At 55.8% G+C, this 13,746-nt stretch carries 9 protein-coding genes and 1 riboswitch; of the genes, 8 read left to right on the top strand and 1 reads right to left on the bottom strand.

What is annotated here, in order from left to right:
• The first annotated feature begins 714 nt into the window (after positions 1-714).
• Positions 715-1,764: an HRDC domain-containing protein gene (locus DQG13_RS18455; RefSeq protein ID WP_113021261.1), complete on the top strand. Its 1,050-nt coding sequence runs from the start codon at positions 715-717 to the stop codon at positions 1,762-1,764.
• A 139-nt stretch (positions 1,765-1,903) separates the two neighbouring features.
• On the opposite strand, the gene corA is transcribed toward DQG13_RS18455, so the two are convergent.
• Positions 1,904-2,839 (bottom strand): magnesium/cobalt transporter CorA, encoded by a 936-nt coding sequence (gene corA, locus DQG13_RS18450; protein WP_113021260.1) that lies wholly within the window; start codon positions 2,837-2,839, stop codon positions 1,904-1,906.
• A 448-nt stretch (positions 2,840-3,287) separates the two neighbouring features.
• Between corA and DQG13_RS18445 the strand changes: the two genes are divergently transcribed.
• From DQG13_RS18445 to metA, 7 genes are all read left to right on the top strand, one after another.
• Positions 3,288-4,940 (top strand): response regulator, encoded by a 1,653-nt coding sequence (locus DQG13_RS18445; protein WP_397333997.1) that lies wholly within the window; start codon positions 3,288-3,290, stop codon positions 4,938-4,940.
• Positions 4,941-4,943: 3 nt separating this feature from the next.
• On the top strand, positions 4,944-6,815 hold the full coding sequence (locus DQG13_RS18440; protein ID WP_258525746.1) for a sensor histidine kinase: 1,872 nt from the start codon (positions 4,944-4,946) through the stop codon (positions 6,813-6,815).
• Entirely contained in the window at positions 6,812-7,828 is a 1,017-nt protein-coding gene (locus tag DQG13_RS18435; RefSeq protein ID WP_113021258.1) for a substrate-binding domain-containing protein, read from the top strand. The genes DQG13_RS18440 and DQG13_RS18435 overlap by 4 nt, the downstream gene beginning before the upstream one ends.
• Positions 7,829-7,966: 138 nt before the next feature.
• Positions 7,967-9,043: a galactose ABC transporter substrate-binding protein gene (locus tag DQG13_RS18430; RefSeq protein ID WP_113021257.1), complete on the top strand. Its 1,077-nt coding sequence runs from the start codon at positions 7,967-7,969 to the stop codon at positions 9,041-9,043.
• 164 nt (positions 9,044-9,207) lie between these two features.
• The gene (locus tag DQG13_RS18425; protein WP_113021336.1) at positions 9,208-10,680 is read left to right on the top strand and encodes a sugar ABC transporter ATP-binding protein; all 1,473 of its coding nucleotides are present in this window, start codon (positions 9,208-9,210) and stop codon (positions 10,678-10,680) included.
• A 169-nt stretch (positions 10,681-10,849) separates the two neighbouring features.
• Positions 10,850-11,881, top strand: a complete 1,032-nt coding sequence (gene mglC / locus DQG13_RS18420) for a galactose/methyl galactoside ABC transporter permease MglC (RefSeq protein ID WP_113021256.1) — start codon at positions 10,850-10,852, stop codon at positions 11,879-11,881.
• A 575-nt stretch (positions 11,882-12,456) separates the two neighbouring features.
• A riboswitch (SAM riboswitch) is annotated at positions 12,457-12,565 on the top strand.
• Between the two features lie 82 nt (positions 12,566-12,647).
• A complete protein-coding gene (gene metA, locus DQG13_RS18415) occupies positions 12,648-13,652 on the top strand; it encodes a homoserine O-acetyltransferase MetA (RefSeq protein ID WP_113021255.1) in 1,005 nt (334 codons plus the stop codon).
• The last annotated feature ends 94 nt before the right edge of the window (positions 13,653-13,746 follow it).

Genomic DNA, 13,746 nt, shown 5'->3' with positions numbered 1-13,746 from the left:
AAAACCCGGCTCCTGCCCCCATCTCCCTTGGGCTTAGCCCTGCCGGTTCAGCAGCCAGCAAGTTGCGAAAAATACGATACAATGTGGAGCAACTTATGCCCCTATTGTATCGTATCGATCTATTTGCTCCTTCTTGACGATAGCCGCGAGGCCATGGAGATTCTAACAGAAGGGGGCCGAACCAGGACAAAAGTGTGCGGCATCTGTGAAGTTACGAGTTATACTCGAAATTTCATATACAGTTGGACCAAATTGGCTCTGAGAGCAGTGTTATACTTGAAATTTCATACACAATCGGCTCTAAATGGCCATATCCCAGGAAATATGTATGATATTTCATTTCCAACGTACCCAAATCGGCCCTATTGGGGGAAATGTACTCGAAATTTCATATATACCTCCTTGAGGAGGGGGGCGATCAGCTGCTACCGCTGTTCGGAGGGGGTCGTCAGGCCCGTCAGCCGCGCTACCCGCTGTTCGGAGGGATGCCGTCAGCCTCTCCCTCCGTCCGGAGGTTACCGACAGCCGCTACCGGTTGCCTAAAAGAATTCCCTCCCCTATTGCCAGCATCCGGAACATATGCTAAAGTATAGGTAACTTCAAGTTACGGAGGAAGCACCTCTTGCGCCTGGTCTGGCGTGAGGGGTGCTTTTTTTTGCGCTTGATGCCGGGCCGGGCGGCTTGAAGCCATAACCAGCTTAGGAGGAGAAGAGGATGCAGCTGATTTTTTTGAGCACATTGGAATGCCGCAGCGAGGATGGCTCGTCAGTTACGGCCCAGGTATCCATCACGGAGCATCAGGGGGCGTTCCGGGTTTTGTGGACCGGGGAGAGCCGGGACGGCAAAGGCGGGCAGGAGGACTGGTTTGAGGGGCCGGCGTGGAAGGATATGCTCCAGGCCTACCGGGAGGGGTTATGGCAGAAGCGGCTGGCCGGCTATTACCCGCTGGTGGATACCAGCCTGCAAACCTCCGGCGAAGGAGCCAAATCCAGGGAGCAGCTGATGCTGCAATTTTATGCGGAGACCCATCATGATCCTGAGCTTTTTCAGGAGCTGCGCAAATGGAGGATGCAGCTGGCCCAGAAGGAGAATAAATCCGCTTATATTGTGGCCACTAACCGGATGCTGCACATGGTTTGCGCCTTTCTTCCCGCGACGGTGGAGGAGCTGCGGCAAATTCCCGGCTTTGGCAAGCGCAAAGCGGAGGCATACGGCCATGAGCTGTTGGCCATAACCGGGGGCAGGGAGCAGGAGCGTATGGGCGGTTTTCCCCTCAACTGGGTTTATGGCAAAGTGGAGCAGAGGGAGTTTGAGGCCTGGCTGGTCCGCCAGCTTAAGCTGAAGGAGGAGCAGGAGGAGCAAAGGGAGCGGGTCCGCCGTTTGGTGCTGGAGGGAGTGGAAGCGGGACTTACGCTGAAGGAGCTGGCGGAAATCACCAGACTGCCCCGCAGGGAGCTGGTTCTGCTTCTGGAGGAGCTGGATCAGCAAGGATATAATATGGAGCCGATTGTTGCCGCGGAGCTGACCGGAATGGATGCAGACAAGCTGGCCGCCGCCGGGGAGCTGTTCAACAAACATGGCTCGCGCCTTCTGAAGCCTGTCTTTCAGGAGTGGTATACCGGGGAAGAGCTGGAGGGACAGGATCTTGGCAATCTGTACGAAAAGCTCCGTCTTCTGCGTATGCGGCTGAACCATGCTATGGCTGCGGAGGCAGCCGAAGGCCCGGCCCCGGAGGAACCGGCCTTGGAAGAGGAAGCGGGCTAACCGCAGGAACGGGAGCACCGGGGCCGCAGACGCAGACAATGAAGAAGCGGCAAACATTGCAGCAGGCAAACACCGCAGGACACAAAAAAACGGGGGCGCATCATGCGCCTCCGTTTTGCGGTCAGTTGCCGGTCGGGCTTTACAGCCATTCTTTTTTGCGGAACAGGTAGAACATGGCAGCGCCAATGCCAACCAGCAGGCCAAGCACGCCGTAATAGCCGTACTTCCAATGCGTCTCCGGCATATTGTCGAAGTTCATGCCGTACAAGCCGGTGATGATGGTCATGGGCATAAAAATGGTGGTCAGCGCCGTAAACATGCGCATAATATCGTTCATCCGGTTGGACAGGGAAAGCTGGTAAGCTTCCCGCAAGTTCCCGATCAGGTCCCGGAAGGTATCGAAGGTTTCATGAATTTTAACGGCATTTTCGTAGATATCATCAAAATACTTCTGCAGGTTTTCGTTGATGAGCCGGAGATCCTTCTTGGTTAGAGCCATTATCACATTCTTCTGCGGCCCCAGCACATTCTTCAGCCACATGATCTCGCTGCGCAAGCCGATGATCTCGTTCTGATGGGATTTGCGGGGGTTGATCAGAATGTCCTCGTCCAGCTTCTCGATCTTCGATTCAATTCGGTACCCTACTGTAAAATAATTGTCCACGACCAAGTCCAGAAGATGGTACAGGAATTTATCCGGCGAATTAATTTCTTCCTCCATCATAATGGGCTTGATGGAACGGATTTCCCGCAGCTTCTGGCGGGTGGCGGTAATCACATAATGTTTCCCCAGGAAAATGTTCATCTCCCGCAGGAAAATCTCCTCGTCGTCAAACCGGATGCTGTTCACCACAATAAAATAATGGGTGTCGAAAATCTCCAGCTTGGGCCGCTGCTCTTCTTCGTTCAGGCAGTCCTCGATAGCCAGATCATGCAATTGAAACAGCGGCTGGAGGGTAACAAGGTCCTCCACCTCGGCGTCAATCCAATAAAACCCGCTTTCCGGCGGGAATGCCGCTTTTGCCACATCGTCAATGATTGTAAAAATTCCGTTTTGTACCAGGCGCACTTTCATGGCCATCCCTCCTCATGTTTAACGCTCATCCCCGGATGCAAAGACTAAAAACGGGAACAACGCAAAACACCAGAGGCGGTACAGGTTCCGGCTACGTATGTCGGATGTGCCAACTGGTGTTTGACGTATTCATGTTCAAACCGTCTATCCGTCTTAACCTCGCTGGGTTTCCGTCCATACTGACAATCACCTCGACAAACATCAGATTTTTGAAACGGGAAATAAATTGTTGAGACACTCGTTAGTATAGCCAAGCATGCCGGATTTTTCAACTGCGATTTTCAACGATTTTCAGCGGAGCGGCAAAATCCGACGGAGCCTTTGTTCGCCTGCAATACAATATTCGGGATCGGAACGGTTGGCTACGCCGCTTTTTCTTTTCTGGGGAAATCGATACAATATAAGGGAATAGCTATAAGGATTATTTTGCGGCTACAGATGCGGGGGGATGAGCTTGTATACGGTTTTGGTGGCGGAGGATGAGTTTGAGGTCAGGGAGGCCATCGTGGCGGGAACGGATTGGCCGGGCCTGGGCTTCCGGGTAATGGACAGTGCGGAGAACGGGCAGGAGGCATGGGACCTGTTCGCCAAAGAAGCCCCGGACCTGCTGTTGACGGATATCCGGATGCCGTTTATGGACGGGCTTCAGCTGGCGGAGCAGGTGAAGCGCCATTATCCCGGCACACGGATTATCATTCTGTCCGGCTACGATGAGTTTGAATACGCCCAGCGCGCCCTCCAGCTGTCGGTGGATGAATATGTGCTGAAGCCCTTTTCCTCGGAAGACCTTGCTGCTGTGTTGGCCAAAATGCGGGGTGTCCTAGATGCGGAGGCGGCGGAAAAGCGGGACGTGGCCCAGCTTCGGGAGCATTACCGGAGAAGCCTGCCGGTGCTGCGGGAGAATTTCCTGGCCACCCTGATGATGCGGCCGTTGAAGCGGAGGGAGCTGGAGGAGAAATCCGCCCTCTACGACCTCCGGCTGGCAGGCGAGAGCTTCCAGGCAGCCGTGATCAGCATAGATGCCGCGGGGCAGGCTGCGGCAGGAGGCACCCCCGGCAAAGAGAACACACCTTCTATCTCCGAGGATCAGGAGCTGCTGCTCTTCGCCTCCCTCAACATTGCCGAGGAAATCGCTGCGGCGCGGAATCAGGGCCGGGTGTTCCTGCATCAGGGCCAGGTGGTGCTTCTGACCATCAGCATGGACCGGGACCCTCAAGCGGTGACGGCAGCCACTATGGCCGCGGCGGAGGAGATTCGCCAAGCCATCGAGCGCTATCTGAAACTGACGGTGACCATTGGCATCGGGGTGGTAATCCACGAGCCTGCGGGGCTGTCCTATTCCTACAAGGATGCGGTGCTGGCTCTGGACTACCGGGTGATACTGGGGGGCAACCGGGTCATCAGCATCGCCGATGTGGAGCAGCGCCATGTGGAAAAGATGCGCTTTGACGAGCTGAAGGAGCAATCCCTGGTCAGATGTCTGAAGACGGGAACGGCGGACGAGCTGAAGGATATTATCGAAAGCCTGTTTCAGGGGCTGGCGGAGGCCCCGGTATCCGTAAAGGAATATCAACTGTATTTGATGGAAATCGTAACGGCGGTGCTCCGGGCGGCCAAGGATGCCGACGCGGATCTGGATGATCTGTTCGGCGACAATATGGCGTCCCTGGCGGAGCTGTACCGGTTCCGCACTCTGGCGGAGGCCAAGGCCTGGCTGGTGGGCATCTGCGCCAGGATGATGGGGAGCATCGCCGTAGTGCGCCAGAGCGCCCTGCATAATCTGGTGGAGGAGGCTATTGCCTATACCCGGGCCAACTACGGGGACAGCGAGCTGTCCATCAACAAGGTGTGCAGCCAGCTCCATATCAGCGCGGGCTATTTCAGCAGTATTTTCAAAAAAGAAACGAAAACCACCTTCGTGGCCTACCTGCTTCATATCCGGATGGAAGCGGCCAAGGAGCTTCTCCGCACCACGGACCTGCGGGCCATGGAAATCGCCGAAAAAGTGGGGTATGCCGAGCCCAATTATTTCAGCTTCAGCTTCAAAAAGCATGTGGGCATGTCGCCCAAGGAGTACCGCAGCAGCATCAAAGGGGGATAATCCGTGGGGAGCAGATGGAGAAGCTGGGCCCGCCTGACAGCCGCCCGCCGCGGCAAAAGAAGCATTCAGGCATACATGACCACTGTATTCACCGCCATTATCATCATCGCCATGCTGGCCGTGGGCCTTGTGCTGCACAGCAAGTTTTCCCGCACGGCGGAGGAGAGCGCCTACCTGAATACGGAGCAGATTGTGGAGCAGGTGAACTTTAATGTGGAGTATTATCTGCGGGGAATGGAGGAGCTGTTCCGGCAGCTGGATGACCGGGTAAGCAAAAGCGCCTCCCTCTCCGGCAGGGAAACCTTGGAGCAGCTTGCCACCATCGTCAATACCCGCAATGACCTGGTGTCCGTCAGCGTATTCGCGGAGGACGGCAGATTGCTTACCGGCTATCCCCACACCCAGCTCCGGGAGAATGTGGATGTGATCGGGCAGCGCTGGTTTGCCTATGCCGCCGACTACCCCAATTACCTGCAATATTCGCCGCCCCATGTTCAAAATCTGTATCCGGGGGAATATAGATGGGTGGTATCCCTTAGCCAGAGTGTGTCCATCCGCGAAAACGGCGGGGAGCGGGTAGAGGCCGTGATGCTTCTGGACGTAAACTTCCGGGCGATTGATGACATGTGCAGGAGGGTGGCCCTGGGCAAAAAGGGATACATCTATATCACCGATCCCGACGGCAATCTGATTTACCATCCCGAGCAGCAGCTGATCTATCTGGGGCTGAAGGAGGAGCCCAATGCCGCGGAGGTGATGAACTACTCCTACGGCAGCTTCTATGACCGCCAGAGCGGGGAGCGGCGCTTGGTTCATGTGAAGACGGTAAAGAATATCGGCTGGAAAATCGTCGGCGTGGCGTATATGGATGAGCTGGTAACCTCGGCCAGAGAAATCAGCACCTTTATGGTCTGGTTTCTGGTGGTGGTGATCCTGTTCGTGGTGGGGGTATCCGCCTATATGTCCGCCGTGGTTTCCAAACCCATCAAGCAGTTGGGCCAGTCCATGAAAAGTGTGGAGCGGGGAGATTTCGATTCCGTCATTGCCGTGGCCGGAACCCGGGAGGTGGAGCAGCTGTCCCAGCGGTATAATCTGATGCTGGGCCGAATCCGGGAGCTGATGCGGGAGAATGAGCGGGAGCAGGAGGCCAAACGAAAGAGCGAGCTGGAGGTGCTTCAGGCGCAGATTAATCCGCACTTTTTGTACAATACCCTGAATTCGGTGGTGCGGCTGGCGGAAGGGGGGCGCAACAGCGAGGTGGTGACCATGATCACCTCCCTGTCCAGGCTGTTCCGGATCAGTCTGAGCAAGGGAAAGAACATGATCCCGCTTCAGGATGAGCTGGAGCATATCCGCCATTATCTCATTATCCAGAATATCCGGTTCAAAAATAAGTTCCGCTTCACCATCGAGGCGGAGGAAGCGGTGCTGTCCTGTCTGACGCTGAAGCTGATCCTGCAGCCCTTGGTAGAGAACTCCATCCAGCACGGCATCGAGATGATGCAGGATGAAGGGGAAATCCGGGTGGCGGCGGGAATCGCCGATGACAAGCTGCTGATTACGGTAACGGACAACGGGCTGGGAATGCCGGAGGAGGTGCTGGCCCATATTCTGGACCGGGACCGGGAAAAAGCATGGGGCCGGGACCAGGAGAAAGAGGCCAGTGAGGCCCGCGGCAGCTTGAATGCCTCTGTTTCCGCCCGCAAAAGCTCCGGCTCCGGCGTCGGCGTGCGCAACGTCCATGAGCGAATCCGCCTGACCTTCGGGGAGCCGTATGGATTGGAATTTGCAAGTCGTTTGGAGGAGGGCACCACAGTGAAGGTCTGGCTGCCGCTTCTATCCAATGAAGCTGCCGGGGAGGGCGAGAAGCCATGAAGCGACGGTTTGGCAAAATGGGAATTGCATTGGCGGCGGTTGTGCTGGCGGCGGCGTTGCTGCTGGCTGAGTTTGGGCGGTTGCGGGACGGCGGCCCCGGTGCCTCCCCAGGGTCGGAGGCGCGGACCAAGCAGCACGCCTATACCATCGCCCTGGTGATGGGGATGCGCCACGGCGACTATTGGAAGACTGTATATACCGGCGCGGAGGCGGCGGCCAAGGAGCTTGGAGCCGGCATCAGCTTCCTCGGCCCCGAGGATGAGCAGGACGGAGAGGGCCAGGCGGAGCTGGTCCGCCAAGCGCTGGCTGACGGGGCCGACGCGATCCTTGTGGCGCCCAACGATGAAGTGGCCCTTGCAGAGGCGCTCACGGAAGCGCAGAAGCGGGTGCCGGTGCTGACCCTGGACTCCGAGCTGGCCGCCCTTAAGGTGAAGGCCCATATCGGCACCTACAACTTCAGCTCCGGCGCCAAAGCGGCGGAGGAGCTGGTCCGGCTGCTGGGGGGAGCCTCCGGCCGGATTGCCCTGGTAGGTTTTGCTCCGGGCACGCCCAAATCGGAGCAGCGGGAGGCAGGCATCCTGTCGGTGCTGAACCGTCACCCGGAGCTGCAGTTGGCCGGCAAAGCGGATTCCTATTCCGACCAGCAGCAGGCCAAGGAGCTGGTTCTGGAGCTTGCGCGGACCTCCGGCCCTTTGGACGGAATCATCGCCTTGAATTCCGCGGCGGTTTTGGGGACGGCAGACGCTTTGGGCAGCCTGGGGCAGGAACGGCAGGTGAAGCTGGTGTCCTTTGACAGCACCCTGCAGGAGCTGGAGCTGCTGCAGAACGGGGTCATCCGTTCGCTGGTGGTGCAGAATCCCTTCGGCATGGGATATCTGGGCGTCCGCCACGCGGTTGACGCGCTGAAACGGCGGCAAATTCCAGAGCAGGTGGACACCGGTTTTGCGGTGGTGCGGACAGAGGACATGTTTGCGCCGGCAAATCAGAAGCTGCTATTTCCATTAATTAGGTAAATATCTAAATTTATTTCAATATATTTCCTTTCATTCGCTTTACATGAGGATTTCGATAATTCACATGAGGATTTTGAATTCGCAAGGAGGGGATTTTTCGGCATAATGAAGACAGAACTTAAAGGGAGGCTCAAACAAATGAAAAAAACACTTTTGGTATTGACGACTGGTGCCATTCTGGCTGCTATGGCCGCAGGCTGCGGCGATAAAAAAGAAACTGTTTCAAGCCCTGCCCCCGCTTCCCCCGGCGCATCTGCCGCCCAAACTGAAAACGCTTCCGGCAAACAGCCCAACATCGGCGTTGCCATCTACAAGTTTGACGATACCTTCATGACCGGCGTACGGAACGCCATCTCCGATGCCGCCAAGGGTGTAGCCAAGGTGGATATCGTGGACAGCCAGAACTCTCAGCCGACCCAGAACGACAAGGTGGATCTGTTCATCACCAAAAAGGTGAATGCCATGGCCATCAACCCCGTTGACCGGGCTGCCGCCGGCGTCATCATCAATAAGGCCAAAACCGCCAATATTCCGGTGGTGTTCATCAACCGTGAGCCGTTGCAGGACGACATGAAAAAATGGGATAAGGTCTATTATGTAGGCGCCAAGGCAGAGGAATCCGGCACCATTTCCGGCCAGCTTCTGGTGGACAATTGGAAAGCCAATCCGGCCATGGACAAAAACAAGGACGGCGTGCTCCAATACGTCATGCTGAAGGGCGAGCCGGGCCACCAGGATGCGGAGCTGCGGACCAAGTTCTCCATCCAGGCCATTGAGGATGCCGGCATCAAGGTGCAGAAGCTGGCGGAGGACACCGCTATGTGGGACCGGGTGAAGGGCCAGGAGAAAATGGCCGCCTTCCTGGCAGCCAACGGCGACAAAATCGAGGCAGTGCTGGCCAATAACGATGACATGGCGTTGGGCGCTATTGAAGCGCTGAAGGCTGCCGGCTACTTCAAGGACGGCAAGACCATGCCGGTTGTAGGCGTAGATGCCACCGCTCCTGCCCTGAAGGCGCTGGAAGAGGGTACGCTTCTGGGCACCGTCCTGAATGACGCCAAAAACCAAGGCAAGGCTGCACTGAAGCTGGCCAATGTGCTGGCCCTGGGCCAAACCCCCAGCAAGGAAAACACCGGCTATGACATTACCGACGGCAAGTATGTCTGGATCAAGTACAAGAAAATTACCAAGGCCAACATCGACGAAGCAAAGTAATCTGTACTCGGGCTTAATCTCAAGCCGGTTGGCAGCTGGAATATAGGAGTCAGGCAAGGAGCAGGCCGGGGGCTTACATGGTGGAAGCCGATGCTGCGCCCCCGGCTTTGCTATGCCTTTAGAGATAGGAGGGACGGCAAGTGGAGAATGAATATCTGCTGGAGATGAGAGAGATCACCAAGGAATTTCCCGGCGTCAAAGCTCTGAACAGCGTGACGCTGCAGGTGCGTCCAGGCACCGTTCATGCCTTGATGGGCGAGAACGGCGCAGGCAAGTCCACCTTAATGAAATGCCTGTTCGGCATTTATACGCCGGACGCGGGAGAAATGCTGCTGAACGGCCGCAAGCTGGAGCTTCGCAGCTCCAAGGATGCTCTGGATCAGGGCATCTCCATGATTCACCAGGAGCTGCATCCCGTCCCCCACCGCAGTGTGGCGGAGAATGTATGGCTGGGGCGGTTCCCCACGAAGGGGATTCTGATAGACCACAAGAAAATGATGCGGGATACGGAAGCTTTGTTTCACAATCTGAATATGGACATCAATCCGAAGGCGCTGGTAGGATCACTCTCTGTTTCCAAGGTGCAATCCATTGAAATCGCCAAGGCCGTCTCCTTTAACGCCAAGGTCATTGTTATGGATGAACCCACGTCCTCGCTGACAGGAAATGAAGTGGAGCAGCTGTTCCGGATTATCCGGGACCTGCGCAGCCGGGGCGTTTCGATTATCTATATTTCCCACAAAATGGAGGAAATTCTCCGCATTTCCGACGAGGTGACCATCATGCGGGACGGGGCCAAAATCGGCACCTGGCAGGCCTCCCAATTGACCACCGATCTGATCATTTCCCGGATGGTAGGCCGAGATTTGAGCCAGCGGTTCCCGCCCCGCAGCAATGTGCCCGGCGGCACGCTGATGAAGCTGGAGGGACTGACCTCGGCCAATCCCAAGTCCTTTAAGGATGTGTCCTTCGAGCTTAGGCGGGGGGAAATCCTCGGCATCGGCGGTCTGGTGGGCTCCCAGCGGACAGAGCTGGTGGAAGCCATCTTTGGCTTGCGGGCATTGGCCTCCGGGCGGATTCAGATAAACGGCAAGGATGTGAAGATCAAATCCCCTGTGGATGCTATCCGCCACAAGATTGCCCTGCTGACAGAGGAGCGGCGGGCGACCGGCATTTTCCCGGTGCTGAGCATTTATGAGAATACGGTGATTTCCAATCTGGGCCGCTACCAGCGTCCGCATCTTCTGTTGGACAAGAGGCGGATGAAGGCCGATGTGGAGAGCAGCATCCAGCGACTGCGGGTGAAAACCCCCTCCAGCAGCCAATTGATCAAAAACCTCTCCGGCGGCAACCAGCAAAAGGTGCTGCTGGCCCGCTGGCTGTTGACCGAGCCGGATATTCTGCTTCTCGACGAGCCGACCCGTGGCATTGACGTGGGAGCCAAATACGAGATTTACACCATCATTGCCGACCTGGCCAAACAAGGCAAAAGCGTCATCATGATTTCCTCGGAGATGCCGGAGCTGCTGGGCATGTCCGACCGGGTGCTGGTCATGAATGAAGGCCGCCTAAGCGGTATTGTAGACGGCAAAACCGCTACCGAGCAGGAGGTCATGCGCCTGGCTGCCCAGGCCTGAGGCCGCTTCAAGCTCTATCCGATCCATAAGCTTATCTTACGATGCCAGCTTTCTGTGCAGAAAGCCCTTAGCTTATTCTTACGATGCCGGCCTTGCCTTACGGCAAAGCCCTGAGCTTATGCTTACGATGCTGGCTTTCCATACGGAAAGCCCTTAGGAGGATTGCCCGATGAACAACCTTGCCCTTCGAGAAAATCTGAAAAAATCCAAGAGCATCTTCTCGCAAAATGCGATTTATTTTGTGCTGATCGCCCTGATTGCGGGAATCGCCATCAAGGACCCCAACTTTCTGTCCATCAATATTCTGCGGGACATTCTGCTGCAGAATTCCACCAAAGCGATTATCGCTTTGGGCGCCGCCTTCATTCTGATTACCGGCGGAACGGACCTTTCCTCCGGCCGGCTGGTGGGCTTGTCCGCCGTGATCTCGGCATCCATGCTGCAAGCCTCGGATTATCCGCGACTGTTTTTTCCCAATCTGCCGGAATTGCCCTTGTTCGTTCCGATTGTTCTGGCCATTCTTGTGGGTTTGGCAGTTGGCTTGATGAACGGATGGATCGTTTCCCGGTTTAATGTGCCGCCTTTTATTGCCACTCTCGGTACGATGGTTATTGTTTATGGCCTAAATTCTCTATATTTTGACATGAAACCTAACGAATCCCAACCCATCGGCGGCCTGCGCTCCGACTTCGGACATCTGGGCACCGGCTACATTGGTCCAAGCGGTCCTTATTCCATCCCGTACATTGTCATTATCGCCGTCGCGGTGGCCGTTTTGGTGTGGATCATCTTCAACAAAACCCGCCTGGGCAAAAATATGTACGCCATCGGCGGCAACATCCAGGCCGCGGTGGTGTCCGGCATCAATGTGAAGCGCAATCTGATCTACATTTATTCCATCGCCGGCGCTTTGTACGGCTTGGCAGGCGTCCTGGAGGCCGCCCGCACGGGAGGAGCCACCAATAACTACGGCAACATGTATGAGCTGGACGCCATCGCCGCATGCGTTGTGGGCGGGGTCTCCACCTCCGGCGGCATCGGCACTGTGCCGGGCGTTATGGCCGGTGTGCTGATCTTCGGCGTCATCAACTACGGCCTCACCTTTATCGGCGTCAGCCCCTATTGGCAGCTGATCATCAAGGGCCTGATCATCGTCGCCGCGGTGGCCTTTGACATCCGCAAATATGTGGCGAAGAAATAATAACTTTCATTCTTCGGCTCTTTTCAAATCTGTCCAGCATAGCCTGGGCAGATTTTTTTCACTTCCCGGGAAGGGAAGCCCTTTCGCAGCTTGCGGCACTCTGGGAATCGTTCCTGGTTTGCAAACGGGCAAGCCGGAGCCTTTGTCAACCGGAACCAGCCTTCTTTTTTTTCCTTCCGGAGTGATGTCGGCGGGGAGTTGGCGGGGACAGGCCGGTAGGCTGCCGTTGCGGAACTGAGCGACTCTTATGGGGATGAAAACGGGAGTTTGGATGATTAACGGAACCGAGAAACCGTTACATCCCTGATTCGGCGAAAATAGGGAGGAAATCAGGCGGCGGCGGGGAATAAGGGCTTCTTAGTTCCGCACAGGTGGGAAAAAGCGGCAAAAGCCGCTTTTAAGAGTCGCACAGTTCCGCTACGCTCTTCCGGGTGCAGAGAGAAGCGGTAAGCGCAGGCCACTATCCGGTGCGGAGACAGGTTGGGATAAATTTTATCCAGGGTTGTTTTTTACCAAAATGGCACCTTGACTTTGCGGCAAAAAACAGTAAAATTATAATCAATCTAATATGTTCTGTCTTATCGAGAGTAGGCGGAGGGACTAGCCCGATGAAGCCCGGCAACCGGCACGTTTGTGCACGGTGCTAATTCTTGCAGAAGCGCACAGCTTTCTGAGAGATAAGAGAGAGGTTGTCCGCAAGCTGACAGACAGGGCCTTTCTCTTTGGAGAAGGGTCCTTTTTTTCTTAATTAAAGGAGATGACACGGATGCCCATTAAGATTCCCGACCATTTGCCTGCGAAAGAAGTGCTGATTAACGAGAATATCTTCGTCATGGAAGAGAACAGAGCCTTTCATCAGGACATCCGGCCCTTGCGGATTGCCATTATGAATTTGATGCCCACCAAGGAAACCACGGAAACCCAGATTCTGCGGCTTTTGTCCAATACGCCGCTGCAGGTGGAGTTTGTGCTGCTGCATCCGGCCACCCACCAGTCCAAGAACACCTCCAAGGAGCATCTCAATCTGTTCTACAAAACCTTCGACGAGGTAGCCGACCAGCAATTTGACGGCATGATCATCACGGGAGCGCCTGTGGAGACCATGGAGTTCGAGGATGTTACCTATTGGAATGAGCTGACGCAGATTATGGAGTGGAGCAAGGTCAACGTGACTTCCACGCTGCATATCTGCTGGGCATCCCAGGCAGGCTTATACTATCACTTCGGCGTACCCAAATATCCCTTGTCGGAAAAGATGTTCGGCGTGTTTCCCCACCGCATCAACAAAGCCAATGTCAAGCTGCTCCGCGGCTTCGACGAAATCTTCATGGTGCCCCAGTCCCGCCATACCGAGGTCCGCAAAGCCGATCTGGAGGGGCTGCCGGGGTTGGAGATTCTGTCGGAATCCGATGAAGCGGGAGTCTACATCGCCGCAACCACGGACGGCAAGCAAATTTTCGTAACCGGACATTCGGAATACGATCCCTGTACCTTGAAGTGGGAATATGACCGGGATGTAGGCAAGGGCATGGAGATTGCCATCCCCCGGAACTATTATCCGGACGATGATCCGCAGAAGCTGCCGGCCATCACCTGGAGAGCCCACGCGAACCTGCTGTTTTCCAATTGGCTGAACTATTATGTATACCAGGAAACGCCCTTTGACTTGAGCACATTGAAAAAACAAGCCGAACAGCAGCTGGCGAACAATAACAGGCCAGGCCAGGCTGTCGCTGTGGCGGAGGCCTATGACTGGGGCGCCGGAATATAAACTAATTCCCCCAAAAGTGACATATACAAAGTCCAGCGGTAAGATGTCAAGCCCCTGAAAGAAGCGAATTGGAAATTTTATTGGGGCTGGGGGC

It is taken from the genome of Paenibacillus sp. YN15 (assembly GCF_003285005.1).
Lineage (GTDB): Bacteria > Bacillota > Bacilli > Paenibacillales > NBRC-103111 > Paenibacillus_AR.
Note: the sequence above shows the minus strand (reverse complement) of the source record. Positions and strands in the feature narration are given on the sequence as shown.